This window comes from Streptomyces profundus (genome assembly GCF_020740535.1).
GTDB classification, from domain to species: Bacteria; Actinomycetota; Actinomycetes; order Streptomycetales; family Streptomycetaceae; genus Streptomyces; species Streptomyces profundus.
The window spans coordinates 482,088-502,978 of sequence record NZ_CP082362.1 but is presented as its reverse complement, the minus strand read 5'-3'; the positions used below and the strand labels follow the sequence as shown (position 1 = coordinate 502,978).

The window sequence follows — 20,891 nt, the reverse complement described above, 5'->3', positions numbered from 1 at the left end:
CGTCGGGGCCCGCGGCGGGGCGGGACTCCCCGCCTCAGTCGGGGGCGAGGCCGGACGCCGTGTACTGCTCGTTCTCGGGGGCGCGGGCGCCCGGGATCGCGGCCAGGAGCTCCTGGGTGTACGGATGGGTGGGCGCGGTCAGCAGCTGTTCGGCCGGGCCCTCCTCCAGCATCCGGCCGTGGCGCAGCACCGCGACCCGGTCGGCGATCTGGCGCACCACGGCCAGATCGTGGGAGATCACCAGATAGCTGAGCCCCAACTCGCGCCGCAGCTCGGCCAGCAGGTCCAGGATCTGCGCCTGGGAGGTCACGTCGAGTGCCGAGACCGGTTCGTCGCAGACCACCAGATCGGGGCGCAGCGCCAACGCCCGGGCGATGGCGACCCGTTGGCGCTGCCCGCCGGAGAGCTCGGCGGGCCGTCTGGCGAGCATGCCGGCCGGCAGTCCCACCCGGTCCAGCAGGTCGGCGGCGCGTGCCGCCCGCACCCGGCGCGGGCCGACGCCGAAGGCGCGCAGCGGCTCGCCGATCACCTCGGCGACGGAGAACCGGGGGTTGAGCGAGGAGTAGGGGTTCTGTGGGACGAACTGCATCCGGCGGCGCAGCCGGCGCAGCGACCCGCCCCTGAGCGTGGTGATGTCCTCGCCGTCGAAGCTGACCCGCCCCGAGGTGGGGGAGGTCAGCCGGATCAGCAGCCGCGCCGTGGTGGACTTGCCGCTGCCCGACTCGCCGACCAGCGCCAGGGTCTCGCCGCGCCCCAGGCGCAGGCTGATCCCGTCCACGGCGCGGATCGGCTCGCCGCCGCGCTGCGCGGGGAAGACCTTCACCAGCTCGTCGGCCGCCAGCAGCGGCTCCGGCGGCTTCGGCGGGCCGGGCCGCGCGCCGGCCGGGCGGGTGCCGCGCAGGCTGGGCGCCGCCTTCACCAGGGCCCGGGTGTAGGGGTGTTCGGGGTCGGAGAGCACTCGTGGCGCGGGTCCGGTCTCCACCACGCGCCCCTGGGAGAGCACGGCGATCCGGTGCGCCCGGTCGGCGGCGACCGCGAGGTCATGGGTGATCAACAGCACGGCGGTGCCGGTCTCCCGGGTGAGCGTCTCGATGTGGTCGAGCACCCGCCGCTGCACGGTGACGTCGAGCGCGCTGGTGGGCTCGTCGGCGATCACCAGCCGGGGGTCGGCGGCCAACGCGATGGCGATCAGCACGCGTTGCCGCAGTCCGCCGGAGAGCTGGTGGGGGAACTGCCGCGCGCGCATGGCCGGTTGGGGCACACCGGCCCTCTCCAGCAGGGCGACGGCCCGCTCGGCCGCCGTCTCCCGGTCGGCCAGCCGGTGGATCAGCAGCACCTCGGCGACCTGCCCGCCCACCCGTTGCACCGGGTTGAGCGAGACGGTCGGGTCCTGGGGGATCAGGCCGATCTCCCGGCCGCGCACCGCGCGCAGCCGCGCGGCGTCGGCGGTGGCCAGATCGGTCCCGTCGAAGAGGATCCGGCCCGACTCCACCACCCCGCCCCTGGGGAGCAGGCCGATCACGGCGTGCGCGGTGCTGCTCTTGCCCGATCCCGACTCGCCGACCAGCGCGACCACCTCGCCGGGTGCCACGTCCAGGCTCACCCCGCGCACCGCGGGTTCGAGGTCGCCGCGCAGCCGGTAGGACACCCGCAGATCGCGCAGCGCGAGCAACGGGCCTTCCGGCGCGGCCCGTTCGACCGCTGTCGGGGCCGGGCGCGCGTTCTTCCGCTGGCTCACGAGAGCCCTCCTGGCTTCTGGTCGAGGGCGCGTGCCACCCGGTTGGCGGCCAGCACGGTCGCCGCGATGGTCAGCCCCGGCAGCGTGGTCAGCCACCAGGCGGTGGCCAGATGGTCGCGTCCGCCGGCGACCAGCGAGCCCCATTCGGGCTGTGGGGGAGCGGCGCCGTAGCCGAGGAAGCTGAGCGAGGAGATCGCCAGCACGACGGTGCCGAACTCCACGGCGGCGAAGACCGCCACCGGGCCCCGGGCGCCTGGCAGCACATGGCGCAGCAGGATGCCGCTGGTGCGGGTGCCGGAGGCGAGCGCGGCCTCCACATAGCCGCTCTCCCGCACCCGCAGCACCTCGGAGCGCATCACCCGGGCGAACCCGGCCACCCCGACCACGCCCACCGCGATGGCGACCTTGACGGTGCCGAAGCCGAGCGCGGTGATCAGCGCGAGCGACAGCAGCAGCCCGGGGATGGCGAGCAGCACGTCGGCCAGCCGCATCAGGGCATCGTCCACCCAGCCGCCCAGATGGCCGGCGAGCAGGCCGATGAGCGACCCCGGCACCAGCCCGATCGCGACGGCCAGCACGGTGGCGCGCAGCGTCTCGCCGGTGCCGTGCACCACCCTGGAGAGCAGATCGCGGCCCAGCTGGTCGGTGCCGAACGGGTGGGCGAGGCTGGGCGCCTGGAGCTTGTCGGCCGGCACCCCGATCAGCGGGTCGTGCCCGGTGAGCAGGCCGGGGGCCAGCGCGGCGAGCGCGACGAGGGCGAGCAGCAGCAGCGAGAGCGGCAGCCCGGGGCCGCGCGGCAGGGCCCGCACCCGGCGGGTGGGCGTCCTCACGCGGCCACCGCCCGTCCGGGCGTCACCCGTGGGTCGAGCAGCGGGTAGACCAGGTCGACGGCGAGGCTGGCGAGGACGAACGCGACCGCGCCGAGCACCACCAGGCCCTGCACCACGGGGATGTCCTGGACGGTGACGGAGTTGGCGGTGATCCGGCCGACCCCGGTGCGGGAGAACACCGTCTCCACCACGACCGAACCGGCCAGCAGGTTCCCGACCAGCACGCCGAGGACGGTGAACGCGGGCAGCGCCGCGTTGCGCACCGCGTGCCGCAGCAGCACCCTGGCCCGGCCGGCGCCCTTGGCCAGCGCCGTCTCCACATACGGTTCGGCGAGCGTGTGGGACAGGCTCTTGGCGAGGACCTGGCCCAGCACGGCGGCGGTGGGCAGCGCCAGGGTGACGGCCGGCAGGATCAGGCCGCGCCAGCCCTGGTCGCCGATCGCTGGGAGCAACCCCCAGCGGAACGAGACCAGTTGGATCAGCAGCAGCCCCACCCAGAAGGTGGGCGCCGACGCGCCGAGCGCCGGCAGCGAGAGCAGCACCTGCCGCAGCCAGGGCCGGGTGGTGTACACCCCGGCCAGGGCCACCGCCGCGCCCAGCAGCACGGCCAACGTGGCGGCCGTCAGGGTCAGTTGCAGCGTCGCCGGCAGCTGGTCGGCGATCATGGCGGTGACCTGGTCGCCGGTCTGGGTGGAGACGCCCAGATCGCCGCGGATCGCGTCCGTCAGCCGGTCCAGGTACTGGGTCGCCGGCGGCGCGTCAAGACCCCACTCGGCGCGCACCTCGGCGAGCTGCGCATCGGAGATGTCGGTGCCCTCGCCGCCGCCGGCGACCATGATCTCCGCGGGGTCGCCCGGCAGCAGATAGAGCACGACGAAGGAGAGCGTGTAGGCGGCCCACAGCACGAACACGGCCTGGAGCAGCCGCCGTAGCAGATACCGTCCCATCGCGGCGGCTCAGCCGAGCCAGGTGTCGTGGAACTGGAGGCGGGAACTGGCCTCGAAGTCCAGGTCGTGGACGTGTTCGCCGAGGCCGAGCACCGTGGTCAGCTCGAAGACCGGGACCAGATACCCCTTCTCCAGCACCTCGGCCTGGACCCGCTCCACCAGCTCGGCCCGCGCCCCGGGATCGGTGGTCGCGTTCTGCTCGGCCAGCAGCTCCTCCAGGGCGGGGTCGTCCACCCGGGAGAGGTTGGCCAACTCCCGGGAGAGCCCCGCGCGCAGCACATCGGGGTCGGTGCGGGTGGTGTTGCTCCAGGCGAAGTCGTAGTCGCCCGCCTCGCGCGCCGCGTTGTACTCGGCGATGGTGACGGTCCGCAGCTCCGCGTCGAACCCCACGGCGTTCAGCTGCTGCTGGATCAGTTCGAGGGCCGGCTGGTTGGGCCCGAAGTTGGCGCCCCAGATCAGCGAAAGCCGCAGGGGTTCGCCGTCCTTGACGCGGACACCGTCAGAGCCCGGCTCCCAGCCGGCCTCGTCGAGCAGCCGCCCGGCCTCGGCCGGGTCGTGGCCGAGCAGGTCGGCGTGGTCGGCGTAGAGGTCGGTGGTGGAGGCCAGCGCGCTGGTCGCCGGTCGGAAGGATTCGGAGAGCACGGTCGCCACCACCTCCTCGCGGTCGATGGCCAGCGAGACGGCCCGCCGGACCGCCGGATCGCCCGCGATCGGCCGCTCCAACTGCGGGAAGAGGGCGAACGGGAGGCCCGGGTTGGGCCGGCTGATCACGGTGTGCCCGCCGGCCGTCAGGGTGGCCTCGTCCTGCGGGGCGACGCCCCCGATGGCGTCGACCTGGCCGGAGGCGAGCCCGCCGGTGCGCACCCCGGACTCGGCGATCACCTCGAAGGTCAGCCGCTCAAGATGGGCGGGCCCGTCGTCGCGCCACAGCGAGGAGCCCCAGGCGTAGTCCTCCCTGCGGATCTGGCGCACGGAGCGGTTGAGGGTGAACTCGTCGAGGACGAACGGTCCCGAGCCGATCACCTCCGTGCAGCGGTCCGCGGCGGGAGCGGCCAGTGTCGCAGGGGAGAGCAGGCCCAGGGCGTGGGTCGAGGTGGCCTGGAGGAACTGCGCGTTGGGCTGCTCGAACTCGACGCGCACGGTGAGTTCGTCCAGCACCACGCTCTCCCGGTACCCGGCCAGATAGCCGGCGCCGAGCACCGCGCGGGCGCCGAGCTCGACGACGCCGTCCAGGTTGGCGCGCACCGCCTCCGCGTCGACCGGGGCGCCGTCGCTGAAGGTCGCCCCGGGCCGCAGCACGAACGTGAAGGCCGTCGCGTCGGCGTCGACCTCCCAGGACTCCGCGAGCCAGGGCACGATCTCCCCGGTCTCCGGATCCTGGTCGGTGAGCGAGTCGACCAGCTGCCTGGCCGGATAGATGGAGTCGTTGGTGGCCGCCTGCTGCGGGTCGGCGCAGGTCGGCGCCGAGGCCAGGGCGAACGTCAACTCGCCGCCGGCGACCGGCTCCCCGGGGGCGTCGCCGGCCTCGGACGAGGTGGCGGATGAACAGCCGGACGCGACCAGCGCCCCGCCGAGCACCATGGCGACGAGGATGCGTGGACGAGGAGTCGAGCGGCGGGATGGGGCGGAAACCGAACGTCCTTGAAGACCGAACCGCACGGGCGGGTGCTCCCTTCAGCCCTTGATGTCGGTTCAGTCTCCCGCCGTGGTGTTGACGCAGTATGAAGTGAGCATGGCGACCGTCGCGGGTGGTACCTCCCGCCGCCGGTGACTCAGCCGGCGTCACCCAGCACTTCGGCCACGCGCGTGCGCACCTCTGGCGTGTCCAGGCCCCGCACCGTCAGCGTGGTGCGCCGACGCAGCATGTCGTCGACCGTCTCGGCCCACTCCCGCTCGCGCGCGTAGACCAGCTGCGCGACGATCTCCGGGCTGTCCGGGTGCACCCGCTCGCCCAACGCCCGGTCCCGCCGCACCAGTTCCGCGATGTCGAGCGCCAACGAGCCGTAGTGGCGCGCCAGATGGGTCGCCGTCGCGGGGCCGAGCAACGCGCCGACGTCGGGGTCGGCCAACAGCCGGTGGGCCACCGCGTTGGGCTGCGCGACGCCGGGCAGCGGCACCCGGCGCACCAGGTCGGAGACGGGCTCCATCGCGCCGCCCAGCGGCTCGCCCGGCAGCTTGGCCAGCTTCCGGAGCACGGTGCGGCCGATATGCCGGTAGGTCGTCCACTTGCCACCCGCCACCGAGAGCATCCCGCCGCGCCCCTCGGTGACCACCGTCTCGCGTTTGGCGCTGGCCACCCCGCCGGGGCCGCCGGGCAGCACCCGCAGGCCGGCGAAGGCGTAGGTCAGCAGGGAGCGTTCGAGCTGCTCGTCCCTGACCGAGTGGCTCGCCTCGTCCAGGATCTGGGCGATGTCCGCCTCGGTCGCCGCGACCTCGGCCGGATCGCCCTCGTAGGTCTCGTCGGTGGTGCCCAGCAGCAGCTGGTCCTCCCAGGGCAGCGCGAAGGTGATCCGGTACTTGTCCACCGGCGTGGCCAGCGCCACCGGCCAGGGCGCCGAGCGGCGCATCACCACATGGACGCCCTTGGAGAGGCGCACGCTGGGCGCGGCGCCCGGGTCCTCAAGGCGCCGCAGGTGGTCGACCCAGGGGCCGGTCGCGTTCAGCACCAGCCGGGCGTCGACCCCGAACTCCGTGGCGTCGAGGCCGTCCCGCAACTCGGCGCCCGTCACCCGTCCGGCGGTCTGCCGCAGCCCGACGACCTCGGCGTGGTTGAGCACGGTGGCCCCCGCGTCGGCCGCGGCGCGCACCGTCATCACGGCGACCCGTGCGTCGTTCATCTGGTGGTCGCCGTAGACGGCGACCGCCTTGAGGCTCTCGGTGCGCAGCGCCGGCACCCGGGCCGCCGCCTTGGCCGGCGAGATGACGCGGCCGACGCCGTCGCCGAAGGCGGAGAGCGCGGAGTAGGCGAAGACGCCGGCGCCGAGCTTGGCCGCGCCGTGCGGGCCGCCCTTGTAGACCGGCAGATAGAAGGTGAGCGGGTTGACCAGGTGCGGTGCGACGTCCTTCGCCAGCACCCGCCGCTCGTGGTGGTTCTCGGCCACCAGCCGGACCGCGCCGGTCTGCAGATAGCGCAGCCCGCCGTGCACCAGCTTGGACGAGGCGGACGAGGTGGCGCCGGCGAAGTCGCCGGCGTCCACCATCGCCACCCGCAGACCCGACTGGGCGGCGTGCCAGGTGACCGAGGTACCCAGGATGCCGCCCCCGATGACCAGCAGGTCATAGGTCCCCTCGGCGAGCCGCTGCCGGGTCTCGGCGCGGCGCTCGGCGCGGGCTATGGCGGCCGGTTCCGTGGTCGGGTGCGGGGTGTTCATCTGATGTCAGCCTTCCTCGTCGAGCCAGCCCATGGTCCGCTGCACGGCCTTGAGCCAGAACTGGTACTCCCGGTCGCGCCGGGCCGGGTCCATCTCGGGGGTCCACTCGGCGGCCCGGCGCCAGTTGGCTCGCAGGTCCTCGATGTTGGACCAGAAGCCGACCGCGAGGCCGGCCGCGTAGGCGGCACCGAGACAGGTGGTCTCGGAGACCATCGGGCGCACGACCGGCGCGTCCAGATAGTCGGAGATGTTCTGCATGAGCAGGTTGTTGGAGGTCATCCCCCCGTCCACCTTGAGGGAGGTCAGCTCGACGCCGGAGTCCTTCCGCATGGCGTCGACGATCTCCCTGGTCTGCCACGCGGTGGCCTCCAGAACCGCCCGGGCGATATGCGCCTTGGTCACGTAGCGGGTCAGCCCCGAGATCACCCCGCGGGCGTCCGAGCGCCAGTACGGCGCGAAGAGCCCGGAGAAGGCGGGCACGAAGTAGGCGCCGCCGTTGTCCTCCACCGAGCGCGCCAGCGTCTCGATCTCCGCCGCGCTGTGGATCAGGCCCATCTGGTCCCGCATCCACTGCACCAGGGCGCCGGTGATCGCGATGGACCCCTCCAGCGCGTAGACCGGCTGCTGGTCGCCGATCCGGTAGCCGACGGTGGTCACCAGGCCCGCGTAGGAGTTGATCGCCTGGTTGCCGGTGTTCATCAGCAGGAAGGTGCCGGTGCCGTAGGTGGACTTGGCCTCGCCGACCGAGAAGCAGGTCTGGCCGAAGAGCGCCGCCTGCTGGTCCCCGAGGGCCGAGGCCACCGGCACGCCGTCCAGCGCGCCGCCCTTGGCGTGGCCGTAGACCTCCGAGGAGGAACGGATCTCCGGCAGGAGCTCCGCCGGCACGCCGATCGAGTTGAGGATGCGCTCCTCCCAGCGGAGGGTGCGCAGGTTCATCAGCATGGTCCTGGACGCGTTGGTGACGTCCGTGACGTGCACCCCGCCCTCGGTGCCGCCGGTGAGGTTCCAGATCACCCAGGAGTCCATGGTGCCGAAGAGGATGTCGCCCTGTTCGGCGCGCTCCCGCAGGCCGTCCACGTTGTCCAGCAGCCAGCGGATCTTGGGGCCGGCGAAGTAGGACGCCAGCGGGAGCCCCGTCTCCCGACGGAACCGGTCCTGGCCGACGTTGCGCCCCAGCTCCCGGACGAGCGCGTCGGTGCGGGTGTCCTGCCAGACGATCGCGTTGTGCACCGGCTCGCCGGTGGTGCGGTCCCAGAGCAGGGTGGTCTCGCGCTGGTTGGTGATGCCGATGGCCTTGACGTCCTCCTTGCTGATCTCCGCCTTGGCCAGCGCGCCCGCCACGACTTCCTGGACATTCGCCCAGATCTCGGTGGCGTCGTGTTCCACCCAGCCCGGCTTGGGAAAGATCTGCTCGTGCTCCTTCTGCTCGACGGACACGATGCGCCCGTCGTGGTCGAAGACGATGCAACGGCTGGAGGTGGTGCCCTGGTCGATGGCGGCGATGTACTCGCGCGCCTCGGTGGTGAGTGCGGGGTCCTGAGCGTCAGACATGGTGGCGACTCCTGCGTCGTGGTGGTGCGGTCGTGCGGTCGCGGGTACCCGTTTCCTCTGCGCGGAGCGCGGTCAGAACAGCAGGTTGTGGATCACGGCGGCGATCGTCGCGCCGATCAGCGGGCCGACGATGGGAATCCAGGAGTAGCCCCAGTCGGAGCCGCCCTTGTTGGGCAGCGGGAGGAGCGCGTGGACGATACGGGGGCCGAGGTCACGGGCCGGGTTGATGGCGTAGCCGGTGGGCCCGCCCAGGGAGAGGCCGATACCGACGACGACCAGGGCCACCATCAGCCCGCCGGTGCCGGAGAGCGTCAGATCGTCGTTGCGCCCGATGGCCAGCACCGCGGAGACCAGCACCGCGGTGGCGATGATCTCGGTGGCGAGGTTCTGCACGGTGTTGCGGATCTCGGGCGCGGTGGCGAAGACGCCGAGCACGGGGCCCGGCTCGCCCGGGTCGGCCGGCCGCCGCTCCTCGGTCTTGGCCGCCGTCTCGTCGAAGGCGCGCGGTCCGGGGGTGCGGGAGCCGCTGACCTCCTCCCGGTCCAGCAGATGGGCCTGGAAGTGGCCGTAGTAGGCGAGCCACACCAGCGTGGCGCCGATCATCGCGCCGAGCAGCTGTCCGGCGACATAGGTGGGGACATCGCCCCACTCGCCCGTGTCGATGGCGATGCCGAGGGTCACCGCCGGGTTGATGTGCGCGCCGGACAGCTCGGTGCAGGCGTAGACGCCGGTCAGCACCGCGAAACCCCAGCCGAACGCGATGGCGACCCAACCGGCCTCGAACGATTTCGATTTCCTGAGGATGACGCCGGCGACGACGCCGGCCCCAAGCGTGATCAGTACGGCGGTGCCGAGCACCTCGCCGAAAAAGATATCGGAGCTGGACACCCGTGACTCCTTTGTCCTTCGTCCAGGGGGATTCCTGGCCGACATCCGTCCATTGTTCGACATTATCGACCATCGAACGGCAGTGTTCTCCCCGGAGAGGTTGTCGTCAAGTGGGTGAGCGCCAGATACCTCGCCGGTGTCTGGATTGTCCTAGAAGCGACCGGCTCCCAGGTCCCGCGACACGGACCGGGCGCAGTCCCGCACGGCGGCGATCAGCCGGGGGCGCAGCGCCTGCTCGTCGAGGATCCGCTCCACGGCACCGGTGACGGCCACCGCTCCCACCGGCATCCGGCGCCGGTCCACGATCGGCGCGGCGACGGACGCCACCCCGTCCCAGGTCTCCCCTATGTCACTCGCCCAGCCCCGGGCCCGCACCTCGGTCAGCCCCTCGTCGAAGGCGTCGGGGTCGGTGGTGGTGAGCGGGGTGATCGCCGCGAAGTCGGACTCCATCACCTCGTTGTGCGCCACCGGGTCGAAGGCCGCCAGGACCTTGCCGAGCGCGGTGCTGTGCAGCGGCTGCATGGCGCCCACCTCCAGCACCTGGCGGCTGTCGTCGGGGCGGAAGACGTGGTGCACGATCAGCACGCCACGCTTGTGCAGGACCCCCAGATAGACGCTCTCCCCGCTCGCCCTGGCCAGATCGTCCGTCCAGACCAGCGCCCGCGCGCGCAGCTCGTGCACGTCCAGGTAGCTGTTGCCGAGCCGCAGCAGCTCGGCGCCGAGCTGGTACTTCCCCGAGAGCGCGTCCTGCTCCACGAAGCCCTCCTGCGCCAGGGTGCGCAGCAGTCCGTGGGTGGTGGCCTTGGCCAGCCCTATGGCGGAGGAGATGTCGGACAGGCCGAGCCGCCGCTCGCCGCCGGCCAGCAGTCGTAGCACCGCCGCGGCGCGTTCCAGGGACTGGATGGTCCGAGCCATGAGGCCGCCTCCTTGCGCTCCAGTCGATCGTCATGTCCCGTTCGGCATTGTCGAACGGTAGTGGGGGATGTCGATACCCCCAGGCCGGAACTGAGTTTACGGCTGTCCGCTCCCCGGAATGTTCGGCTCCCGATCGCCGCCCGCCGGTTACGCTGCTGAGGTGCGCCGCTCCGCAGCGGCGCATAGCCGACAGCCGTCGCACCTCTGGGAGAGCCCATGGCTTTTGTCAGCCTGCCATCCGTCCCCCAAGCCCAACGTGCCCGGGAGCTGAGAGAGGCGCTCGCCTCCCGCGTCGTGGTCGCCGACGGGGGCATGGGCACCATGCTCCAGGCGCAGGACCCCACCATGGAGGACTTCCAGCAGCTGGAGGGCTGCAACGAGGTCCTCAACGTGACCCGCCCCGACATCGTGGGCAACGTCCACCGGGAGTACCTCGCCACCGGCATCGACTGCGTGGAGACCAACACCTTCGGCGCCAACCTCGCCGCGCTGGGCGAGTACGACATCCCCGAGCGGGTCCAGGAGCTGTCCGAGGCCGGCGCCAGGATCGCCAGGGACATCGCGGACGAGTTCACCGCCGAGGACGGTCGCATCCGGTGGGTGCTGGGCTCGATCGGCCCCGGCACCAAGCTGCCCAGCCTCGGGCACACCACCTACCGGCCGCTGCGCGACGCCTTCCAGCAGAACGCCGAGGGGCTGATCGCCGGCGGCGCCGACGCGCTGCTCGTGGAGACCAGCCAGGACCTGCTCCAGACCAAGGCCGCCACCCTCGGCGCGCGCCGCGCGCTGCGCGCCCTCGGCGTGGACCTCCCGCTGATCGTCCAGGTGACCGTGGAGACCACCGGCACCATGCTGCTCGGCTCGGAGATCGGCGCCGCGCTGACCGCCCTCGAACCGCTCGGCATCGACATGATCGGCCTCAACTGCGCCACCGGACCGGCCGAGATGAGCGAGCACCTGCGCCATCTGGCCCGGCACACCGAGCTGCCGCTGTCCTGCATGCCCAACGCCGGCCTGCCCGTGCTCGGCAAGGACGGCGCCCACTACCCGCTGACCCCCGAGCAACTCGCCGACGCGCACGAGGAGTTCGTCGGCGAGTTCGGCCTCTCCCTGGTCGGCGGCTGCTGCGGCACCACGCCCGAGCACCTGCGCCAGGTGGTGGAGCGGGTCAGGGAGCTGACCCCCGTCGCCCGCGAGCCGCGCCCCGAGCCGGGGGCCTCCTCCCTCTACCAGAGCGTGCCCTTCCGGCAGGACACCGCCTATCTGGCCATCGGCGAGCGGACCAACGCCAACGGCTCCAAGAAGTTCCGGCAGGCCATGCTCGACGGCCGCTGGGAGGACTGCGTGGAGCTGGCCCGCGAGCAGATCAGGGAGGGCGCCCACCTGCTGGACCTCTGCGTGGACTACGTCGGGCGGGACGGCGTCGCCGACATGGAGGAGCTGGCCGGCCGCCTGGCCACCGCCTCCACCCTGCCCATCGTGCTGGACTCCACCGAACCCGCCGTGCTCGAAGCGGGGTTGGAGCGCCTCGGCGGCCGAGCGGTGATCAACTCGGTGAACTACGAGGACGGCGACGGCCCCGAGTCGCGGTTCGCCAGAATCGCCGGGCTGGCCGCCGAGCACGGCGCCGCGCTGATGGCCCTCACCATCGACGAGGAGGGGCAGGCGCGCACCCCCGAGCACAAGCTCGCCGTCGCCGAGCGGCTGATCGCGGACCTCACGGAGAACTGGGGCTTCGCCCCCTCCGCCATCCTGATCGACTTCCTCACCTTCACGATCTGTACCGGTCAGGAGGAGTCCCGCAAGGACGGGATCAACACCCTCGAAGCCATCAGGCAGTTGAAGCGCACCCACCCCGACGTGGGCACCACGCTCGGCCTCTCCAACATCTCCTTCGGCCTCAACCCCGCCGCCCGGCTGGTGCTCAACTCCGTCTTCCTGGACGAGTGCGTGAAGGCGGGCCTCGACTCCGCGATCGTGCACGCCGCCAAGATCCTGCCCATCGCCAGGATCGAGGACGAACAGGTCGAGGTCGCCCGCGACCTGATCTACGACCGGCGCCGCGAGGGCTACGACCCGCTCCAGCGGTTCCTCACCCTCTTCGAGGGCGTGGACACCAAGTCGATGAAGGCGGGCAAGGCCGAGGAGCTCGCGGCCCTGCCGCTGGAGGAGCGGCTGCGCCGACGCATCGTCGACGGCGAGCGCAACGGCCTGGAGGCCGACCTCGACGAGGCGCTCACCCAGCGCCCCGCGCTGGAGATCGTCAACGACACGCTGCTGGAGGGCATGAAGGTCGTCGGCGAGCTCTTCGGCTCGGGCCAGATGCAACTGCCGTTCGTGCTCCAGTCCGCCGAGGTGATGAAGAACGCGGTGGCCCACCTGGAGCCGCACATGGAGAAGACCGACGACGACGGCAAGGGCACCATCGTGCTGGCCACCGTGCGGGGCGACGTCCACGACATCGGCAAGAACCTCGTGGACATCATCCTCACCAACAACGGCTACAACGTGGTCAACCTCGGAATCAAACAGCCCGTCTCCGCCATCCTCGACGCGGCCAAGGAACACCGCGCGGATGTGATCGGCATGTCGGGGCTGCTGGTCAAGTCCACCGTGATCATGAAGGAGAACCTGGAGGAGCTGAACCGCCGGGGCATGGCCGCCGGCTACCCGGTGATCCTCGGCGGCGCCGCGCTCACCCGCGCCTACGTCGAACAGGACCTGCACGAGATCTACCAGGGCGAGGTCCGCTACGCCCGCGACGCCTTCGAGGGGCTGCGGCTGATGGACGCGCTGATCGCCGTCAAACGCGGCGTGCCGGGCGCCACCCTGCCCGACCTCAAGCCGCGCCGGGTGGCCCGCAGGGACAGCCCCGTCGTCGCCGAGCGGGCCGAGGAGGGCCCCGCCCGCTCCGAGACCGCGACCGACGTCCCCCTGCCCGCGCGCCCGTTCCTCGGAACCCGCGTGGTCAAGGGCATCCCGCTCAAGGACTACGCGGACTGGCTGGACGAGGACGCCCTCTTCAAGGGCCAGTGGGGGCTCAAGGCGACCAGGGCCGACGACGGCCCCGACTACGCCGAGCTGGTGGAGAACGAGGGCCGCCCCCGGCTGCGCGGCTGGCTCGACCGTCTGCACACCGACAACCTGCTCCAGGCCGCCGTGGTCTACGGCTACTTCCCCTGCCACGCCGAGGGCGACGACCTGGTCATCCTCGACGAGGAGGGCCGCGAGCGCACCCGCTTCACCTTCCCCCGCCAGCGGCGCGGACGCCGGCTCTGCCTCGCCGACTTCTTCCGCCCGGCCGAGAGCGGCGAGAGAGACGTGGTGGCGCTCCAGACCGTGACCATCGGCCCCAAGGTCAGCGAGGCCACCGCCGAACTGTTCGCCGCCGACGCCTACCGCGACTACCTGGAGCTGCACGGCCTCTCCGTCCAGCTCGCCGAGGCCCTGGCCGAGTACTGGCACGCGCGCGTCAGGACCGAGCTCGGCATCGCCGACGACGACCCGGTGGAGCTGTCCGGCATGTTCCGCACGGAGTACCAGGGCTGCCGCTACTCGCTCGGCTACCCCGCCTGCCCCGACCTGGAGGACCGCGCGAAGATCGCCGACCTGCTGGACTCCCGGCGCATCGGCGTCACCCTCTCCGAGGAGTTCCAGCTCGACCCCGAACAGTCGACGGACGCGATCGTGGTCCACCACCCGGAGGCGAACTACTTCAACGCCCGCTGACCCGTCCTCCGCGCGGTGTTCAGCGGCCCGTCACTGGGCCGACCGGGTGAGGTCAGCTCTTCGGCTCGGAGTGGTTCCCCCGTCCGACGTAGACTGATCGATCCGGTACCGGCCGGCCGTCCACCCGACGGCCGGCCGGTCCACCCCCTACGGAGGTGCGCACGGATGACGAGTTCCACGCCCGCCCTGGACACCCGGCACGCGCCCGGGCCCCTGCCACAGGCCGTGCTCCTGGACATGGACGGCACCCTGGTCGACACCGAGGACTTCTGGTGGGACGCCGAGGTGGAGGTCTTCGGGGCCCTCGGCCATGTGCTCTCCGACGAGCACCGCGCCGTGGTGGTCGGCGGCCCGATGACCCGCTCCGCCGGCTACCTGATCGAGGTCACCGGCGCCGACATCGGCCTCGACGCGCTGAGCGACCTGCTCAACGAGGCGTTCCTGCGCCGCCTCGACCGGGGTGTCCCGCTGATGCCGGGAGCCCGCCGGCTCCTCACCGAGCTGGCCGCCCACGGGGTGCCGACGGCTCTGGTCTCCGCCTCCCACCGCGCCGTGATCGACCGGATACTGCGTTCGCTCGGCCCGGAGTTCTTCGCCTGCACCGTCGCGGGCGACGACATCCGGCGCACCAAGCCCCACCCCGACCCCTACCTCACCGCCGCGCTGCGCCTGGGCGCCGAGCCCGCCCGCTGCGTCGCCGTCGAGGACACGGCGACGGGCGTCGCTTCCGCCGAGGCCGCCGGCTGCCCGGTGCTGGTGGTGCCCTCGGTCGCCGCCGTCCCCGCCGCCCCCGGACGCACCGTGGTCGGCTCCCTGGAGGAGGTCGACCTCGCCCTCCTCCGCTCCCTCCTCCTGGCGCCGCCGGCCCGCCCCGGGCCGGAACCGCGGGTCACCCCCGTCCCCGAACGCCGTCCGTGAGTCTTCTCACCCGATTTCCACACGTAGCGACCACCGCGTTGACTAAGGTCGGTTGGACTCCAGGAGTAAGGGCCGCGACCGTCAGCCCCGGTAGACGAAGGATCGCCACGTGAAGACACGCTTGGGGAGGGCCCGCCCGGCGCTCGCCCTCCCGGTGGCCGCGACCCTGCTCGCCGGCTGCGGACTGACCGGTGACGACGGCGCGGGCCGGGGCCAGCCCATCACGCTGGGCATGACCGACGAGGTGCTCTCCGTCGACCCGGCCTCCGGCTACGACCCCGGCTCCTGGCTGGTGTTCAACAACGTCTTCCAGTCCCTGCTGAGCTTCCCGCCCGGCGCCACCGAGCCGCAGCCCGAGGCAGCCAAGCAGTGCGGCTTCACCGACCGGGTCAGCCAGCGCTACACCTGCACCCTCCAGGACGACCTCAGCTTCAGCAACGGAAACGCGCTGACCTCGAAGGACGTCAAGTTCTCCTTCGACAGGACGCTGCGCATCGACGATCCCGACGGCCCGGCGGTGATGCTCGCCTCCATCGACCGGATAGAGACCCCGGACGACCGGACGATCACCTTCCACCTCAGGGAGCCCGACGCCACGTTCCCGCAGAGGATCGCCTCGGGCGCCGGCTCCATCGTCGACCACCGCGAGTACCCGGCCGACGCGCTGCGGACCGACGGGCAGGCGGTCGGATCCGGCGTCTACACCCTGGAGAGCTACACGGCGGACGAGGCCGCATTCGAGGTCAACCCGGACTACCACGGCCCCGCTGAGGCGCGGAACTCCGGCGTGACCATGCGGCTCTACCACGGCGACCAGGAGGCGCTGGACGCGGCGGTGCGCGGCGGGGACGTGGACGTCGCCTACCGGGGCCTGAGCGCCGATGACATCGCCACGCTGCACTCCGCCGACCGCAGCGGGAGCGGCGAGCTCAAGGTGGTGGACGGGAGCAGCGCCGAGGCCCAGTACCTGGTCTTCAACCTCGACGATCCGGTCGCCGGCGAGCCGGCGGTCCGCGAGGCCGTGGCCCGTCTCATCGACCGCGAGGCGCTGGTGCGCGACGTCTACCAGCGCACCGTCGAGCCCCTCTACTCGGTCGTCCCCGCCGGGATCACCGGCCACAACACGGCCTTCTTCGACCGCTACGGCAGCAACCCCGACACCGAGGCGGCCGAGGCCGCCCTCCGCGCCGCCGGGATCACCGAGCCGGTGGAGCTGCCCCTCTGGGTCACCCCCACCCGCTTCGGCCCCGACACCGTCGAGGCCTTCGAGCGCCTGGCCGACCAGCTCAACGGGTCCGGCCTCTTCCACGCCACGGTGGAGAGCGTCGCCGCCGACGTGTTCGCCGAGGGCGTGGCCGCCGGCGAGTTCGGCGCCTTCGTCCGGGGCTGGGTCCCCGACTACCCGGATCCGGAGAACTTCACGGATCCGTTCTTCGGCCCGGACAACGTCCTCGCCAACGGCTACGAATCGGACCGGATCAGCCAGGAGCTGCTGCCCGCCACCCGCGCCCAGGCCGACCGCGCCCAGTCCGTCGCGGACTTCGCCACGCTCCAGGACATCGTGGCCGAGGACATCCCCCTGATCCCCATCTGGCAGGGCCGCCAGTACGCGGTCGCCGCGGAGAGCATCGGCGGCCTCCAGTGGAGCCTGGACGCCTCCACCGTCTTCCGCTTCTGGGAGATCGAGAAGGTCGACCTCTGACCCTGGCCCCCGCGACGGTCGGGGAGCCGTGCCCTAGTGCCGCGTCAGTCGGGGTTTGCCCGGTAGCGAGGTGTCCTGGTGCGTGCGATCGCAAGGCAGCCGGGAGCCGCATGTAGTTGTCCTACCTGGGCTCTCGGCTAACGCAGCGAGTGTGCGTGCCAGGGCGGTGAGCGGGGCAAACCTTGGCTGACGCGGCACTAGTTGCCCGGCCGGACCAGGCCGCTCTCGTAGGCGAACACCGCCGCCTGCACCCGGTCCCGCAGCTCCAACTTGGTGAGCACATGGCCCACATGGGTCTTGACGGTGGTCTCGCTGACGAAGAGGTCGGCCGCGATCTCGGCGTTGGACAGCCCCCGGGCGACCAGCTTGAGGACCTCGACCTCGCGTTCGGTCAACGTGTCCAGGGCGTCGGGGACCGGCTCCTCGCCCGAGGGCAGCTTCGAGGCGTACATGTCCAGCAGTCGGCGGGTGACGCTGGGCGCCAGCATCGCCTCGCCGCCCGCCACCACCCGGATCGCCTGCACCAGTTCGACGGCCGGCGCGTCCTTCAACAGAAAGCCGCTGGCCCCGGCGCGGAGCGCCTCCACCACGTACTCGTCCAGATCGAAGGTGGTCAACACCAGCACCTTGACCGGGCCGTCCTTCGCCGGCCCTGTGATCTGCCGCGTCGCCTCCACGCCGTCCATCCTGGGCATCCGGATGTCCATCAGCACCACATCCGGCTGGAGCGCCCTGACCTGCTCCAGGGCCTGGAGGCCGTCCCCGGCCTCGCCCACCACGGCCAGGTTGTGCTCGGCCTCCAGGATCATGCGGAAACCGGTGCGCAACAGCGGCTGGTCGTCCACCAGCAGAACGCGGATCGGCATCAAAGCGCCCTTCGATCGGGGGGACGGCCACGGCCGCCGAGATCCACCCGCCATTCTGGCTCACGCCGGCCGATCGCCGGGCGCCGGGCGCTACTCCCGCGCCACGGCCGGCTCCGACGCGCCGGCGGACTGCTCCGGCAGCCCGGGCGCCCGCACCTGAAGGGGATACGGCGGGGGAGTGCCGCCGAACTCGGGGCAGCGCGCCTGGTGGTCGCACCAGTCGCAGAGCCGGCCGCGCCTGGGGCGCCAGTCGCCCGACTCGGTGGCCCGCTGGATCGCGTCCCACAGCGCGTGCACCTTCCGCTCGACCCCGCGCAGATCCTCCTCCGTCGGGTCGTAGGTGAGCACCTCGCCGCTGCCCAGATAGACCAGCTGGAGACGGCGCGGCACGGCGCCCCGCAGCCGCCAGAGGACCAGCGCGTAGAACTTCATCTGGAAGAGCGCGCCCCCCGCGTACGCCGCCGGCGGGGCCTTGCCCGTCTTGTAGTCCACGATCCGGATCTCGCCGCTCGGCGCCACATCCACCCGGTCGATCACCCCGCGCAGCAGCAGCCCCGAATCCAGCGTGGCCTCGACGAACAACTCCCGCTCGGCCGGCTCAAGACGCGTCGGATCCTCCAGCGAGAACCACCGCTCCACCAACCGCTCCGCCTCCGCCAGAAAGGCCGCCAGCCGCTCCTCGTCCAACGCCGAGGCATCCGACTCCGCGCCGTCCGGCCCCGTGGCATCCGACTCCGCGCCGTCCAACTCCGCTTCGCCGTCCGCCGACTCCGCGGGCGAGCGCCCGAACAGCTGGGCCAGCTCGGGACGCTTCGCCAACAGCCGCCGCCACTCCGGGGCCACCAGCTCACGAGCCCTGGGCACGCTGCGCTCCTCCGCCGGCGCGTCGAAGACGCGCTCAAGCACCGCATGGACCACCGTGCCCCTGGTGGCCGCCGCGCTGGGCGCCTCCGGCAGTTTGTCGATCACCCGAAAGCGGTAGAGCAGGGGGCACTGCTGGAAGTCGGCGGCCCGGGACGGCGAGAGCGAACGTGGCGGGGAGGCGGCGGTCCGAGTCATGGAGCGAACCCTACGGCGCGTCACTGACAGGCCAGCCCATACCATCGACTTCACGTCCACGGCACGGGACGATCGACCGCGACGCGTCAGCGCCGCGCGCAGCCGCGAGGCGACGAGGGGAACAGGTGGGAGACTCCACGACCGATCAGGCGCCCGACCCGGAGAACCGGGACGGCTCCGCCGAGGAGCCACGACGCCGGGGCGGCGGATTCCTGATGGGGAGGGTGCTGGGCGTCCCCATCTATGTGGCCCCCAGCTGGTTCCTGGTCGCCGCCCTGATCACCTGGTTCTTCGGCAACCAACTCGACCGGGTGCTGCCCGAACTCGGCGCCGCCCGCTATCTGGTGGCGCTGTTCTTCGCGGTCGCCTTCTACGGCTCCGTGCTGGTCCACGAGGTCGCGCACACCGTCGCCGCGCTCCGCTTCGACCTGCCGGTCCGCCGCATCCAGCTCCAGTTCTTCGGCGGCGTCTCGGAGATCGAGAAGGAATCCCCCACGCCCGGCAGGGAGTTCGTGCTGGCGGGCGTCGGTCCGCTGCTTTCCCTCGTGCTGGCCGGCGTCTTCTACCTCGGGATGCTGACCGTCGAGCCGCGCACCGTGCCCGGCGTGCTGCTCGCCGGCCTGATGATCTCCAACCTCATCGTCGCCGTCTTCAACCTGCTGCCGGGACTGCCGCTGGACGGCGGCCGGATGCTGCGGGCCCTGGTCTGGCGGATCTCCGGCAGCCCCATGCGGGGCACCGTCGCCGCCGCCTGGACCGGCCGGGGGCTCGCCATCCTGGTGCTGATCGGCTTCCCGCTCGCCACCCACCTGGGCGGACTCGGCGAGCGCGGCTCGTTCAGCGGCCTTGAGTCGCTCACCGACGCGCTCCTCGCCGCCGTGCTGGCCGCCATCATCTGGACCGGCGCCGGCAACAGCCTGCGGATGGCCAGGCTGCGCGAACGCCTCCCCGCGCTCAACGCGCGCGCCCTCACCCGCCGGGCCGTCCCCGTCACCGGCGAGACGCCGCTGTCCGAGGCGCTGCGTCGCGCCAACGAGGCCGGCGCCCGCGCCCTGGTGGTGGTGGACCCGGAGGGCGCCCCCACCTCCGTGGTGCGGGAGGCCGGCATCGCCGGCGTCCCCGAGCACCGCCGCCCCTGGGTCGCCGTCAGCGGCCTCGCCCAGGAGCTGACGGAGGGCATGCGGGTGCCGGCCGAGCTGACCGGCGAGGACCTGCTGGCGCATCTGCGCACCACCCCCGCCACCGAGTACCTGGTGGTCGAGGAGACCGGCGAGATCTACGGCGTGCTCTCCACCCGGGACGTCGAACGCGCCTTCATCGACGCCATGGCCAGGACCGCCCCCGACCCCGACGCCCGCCCCCGGGGGGCCTGAGGGCCCTCGATTACGGTCGCACCGCGCCTCTGGACTAGGCTGACCGCCATGTCCGAACCGACCGGTGCCGCCCGCCGTCGTGGGCCCTTCCAGGTCGGGGACCAGGTCCAGCTCACCGACCCCAAGGGACGCCACTACACCTTCACGCTCGAAGCGGGAAAGAGCTTCCACACCCACAAGGGAGCCTTCCCCCACGACGAGCTGATCGGTGCCCCCGAGGGATCCGTGGTCCGCACCACGGGAAACGTCGCCTATCTGGCGCTGCGCCCACTGCTCCCCGACTACGTCCTGTCCATGCCGCGCGGCGCCGCCGTCGTCTACCCCAAGGACGCGGGGCAGATCCTGGCGATGGCCGACATCTTCCTCGGCGCCCGGGTGGTGGAGGCGGGCGTCGGCTCGGGATCGCTCTCCGCGTTCCTGCTCCGGGCCATCGGCGACCAGGGGATGCTGCACTCCTACGAGCGCAGAGCCGACTTCGCCGACATCGCGCGGGAGAACGTCACCCGCTACTTCGGCGCCCCGCACCCGGCCTGGCAGTTGACCGTCGGCGATCTCCAGGACCACCTCTCGGACACCGAGGTGGACCGCGTGATCCTGGACATGCTCGCCCCCTGGGAGTGCCTCGACGCGGTCTCCAAGGCCCTGGTGCCCGGCGGGATCGTCTGCGCCTATGTGGCCACCACCACCCAACTGGCGCGCACCGTCGAGACCATCAGGGAGCACGGCACGTTCAACGAGCCGACCGCCTGGGAGACCATGGTCCGCACCTGGCATGTGGAGGGTCTGGCGGTCCGTCCCGACCACCGGATGATCGGCCACACCGGCTTCCTGCTCACCGCGCGCCGCCTGGCCGACGGCGTCACCCCGCCGCTGCGCCGCCGCCGCCCGGCGCCGGGCGCCTACGGCTCCGACTACACGGGCCCTGGGTCGGCCGGCTGAACTCCGCGCGCCCCGGCGGTCGTTACCGGTCACGAGCGGTACCCCGCCGTTCCGTGGCGGTGTGA

14 protein-coding genes and 1 pseudogene are annotated in these 20,891 nt (G+C 72.2%); 5 read left to right on the top strand and 10 right to left on the bottom strand.

What is annotated here, in order from left to right; translation table 11 throughout:
* Positions 1 to 34: 34 nt before the first annotated feature.
* The 8 genes from K4G22_RS02230 to K4G22_RS02195 form a co-directional block, all read right to left on the bottom strand.
* A complete protein-coding gene (locus tag K4G22_RS02230; protein ID WP_228077925.1) occupies positions 35 to 1,738 on the bottom strand; it encodes a dipeptide ABC transporter ATP-binding protein in 1,704 nt (567 codons plus the stop codon).
* Positions 1,735 to 2,568 (bottom strand): ABC transporter permease, encoded by an 834-nt coding sequence (locus K4G22_RS02225; RefSeq protein WP_228077924.1) that lies wholly within the window; start codon positions 2,566 to 2,568, stop codon positions 1,735 to 1,737. The genes K4G22_RS02230 and K4G22_RS02225 overlap by 4 nt, the downstream gene beginning before the upstream one ends.
* The gene (locus K4G22_RS02220) at positions 2,565 to 3,515 is read right to left on the bottom strand and encodes an ABC transporter permease (protein ID WP_228077922.1); all 951 of its coding nucleotides are present in this window, start codon (positions 3,513 to 3,515) and stop codon (positions 2,565 to 2,567) included. Before K4G22_RS02220 ends, K4G22_RS02225 begins: the two co-directional genes overlap by 4 nt.
* 9 nt (positions 3,516 to 3,524) lie before the next feature.
* Positions 3,525 to 5,096 (bottom strand): ABC transporter substrate-binding protein, encoded by a 1,572-nt coding sequence (locus K4G22_RS02215; protein ID WP_228077921.1) that lies wholly within the window; start codon positions 5,094 to 5,096, stop codon positions 3,525 to 3,527.
* A gap of 191 nt (positions 5,097 to 5,287) precedes the next feature.
* Positions 5,288 to 6,886: a glycerol-3-phosphate dehydrogenase/oxidase gene (locus K4G22_RS02210; protein WP_228077920.1), complete on the bottom strand. Its 1,599-nt coding sequence runs from the start codon at positions 6,884 to 6,886 to the stop codon at positions 5,288 to 5,290.
* 6 nt (positions 6,887 to 6,892) lie between these two features.
* Complete coding sequence (glpK, locus tag K4G22_RS02205) at positions 6,893 to 8,437, bottom strand: glycerol kinase GlpK (protein ID WP_228077918.1); 1,545 nt, start codon at positions 8,435 to 8,437, stop codon at positions 6,893 to 6,895.
* A 72-nt stretch (positions 8,438 to 8,509) separates the two neighbouring features.
* Positions 8,510 to 9,325 (bottom strand): MIP/aquaporin family protein, encoded by an 816-nt coding sequence (locus tag K4G22_RS02200; protein ID WP_228077916.1) that lies wholly within the window; start codon positions 9,323 to 9,325, stop codon positions 8,510 to 8,512.
* A 150-nt stretch (positions 9,326 to 9,475) separates the two neighbouring features.
* The gene (locus K4G22_RS02195) at positions 9,476 to 10,240 is read right to left on the bottom strand and encodes an IclR family transcriptional regulator (protein WP_228077914.1); all 765 of its coding nucleotides are present in this window, start codon (positions 10,238 to 10,240) and stop codon (positions 9,476 to 9,478) included.
* 216 nt (positions 10,241 to 10,456) lie between these two features.
* Between K4G22_RS02195 and metH the strand changes: the two genes are divergently transcribed.
* From metH to K4G22_RS02180, 3 genes are all read left to right on the top strand, one after another.
* Positions 10,457 to 13,969, top strand: coding sequence for a methionine synthase (metH, locus tag K4G22_RS02190; RefSeq protein WP_228077913.1), 3,513 nt, complete (start codon positions 10,457 to 10,459; stop codon positions 13,967 to 13,969).
* 165 nt (positions 13,970 to 14,134) lie between these two features.
* Positions 14,135 to 14,887: an HAD family hydrolase gene (locus K4G22_RS02185; RefSeq protein WP_228077911.1), complete on the top strand. Its 753-nt coding sequence runs from the start codon at positions 14,135 to 14,137 to the stop codon at positions 14,885 to 14,887.
* Between the two features lie 109 nt (positions 14,888 to 14,996).
* Complete coding sequence (locus tag K4G22_RS02180) at positions 14,997 to 16,589, top strand: ABC transporter substrate-binding protein (RefSeq protein WP_228077909.1); 1,593 nt, start codon at positions 14,997 to 14,999, stop codon at positions 16,587 to 16,589.
* 197 nt (positions 16,590 to 16,786) lie between these two features.
* Here K4G22_RS02180 and K4G22_RS02175 read toward each other — a convergent pair whose 3' ends face one another.
* Positions 16,787 to 17,455, bottom strand: a complete 669-nt coding sequence (locus K4G22_RS02175) for a response regulator (RefSeq protein WP_228077908.1) — start codon at positions 17,453 to 17,455, stop codon at positions 16,787 to 16,789.
* A 90-nt stretch (positions 17,456 to 17,545) separates the two neighbouring features.
* Positions 17,546 to 18,514: a RecB family exonuclease gene (locus K4G22_RS02170; RefSeq protein WP_228077906.1), complete on the bottom strand. Its 969-nt coding sequence runs from the start codon at positions 18,512 to 18,514 to the stop codon at positions 17,546 to 17,548.
* Positions 18,515 to 18,708: 194 nt separating this feature from the next.
* On the opposite strand from K4G22_RS02170, the pseudogene K4G22_RS02165 reads away from it, so the two are divergent.
* Together K4G22_RS02165 and K4G22_RS02160 are read left to right on the top strand one after the other, a co-directional pair.
* A pseudogene (locus tag K4G22_RS02165) lies at positions 18,709 to 19,887 on the top strand (site-2 protease family protein); the annotation flags it as partial.
* 48 nt (positions 19,888 to 19,935) lie between these two features.
* Complete coding sequence (locus tag K4G22_RS02160) at positions 19,936 to 20,826, top strand: tRNA (adenine-N1)-methyltransferase (RefSeq protein WP_228077905.1); 891 nt, start codon at positions 19,936 to 19,938, stop codon at positions 20,824 to 20,826.
* Positions 20,827 to 20,891 lie beyond the last annotated feature (65 nt).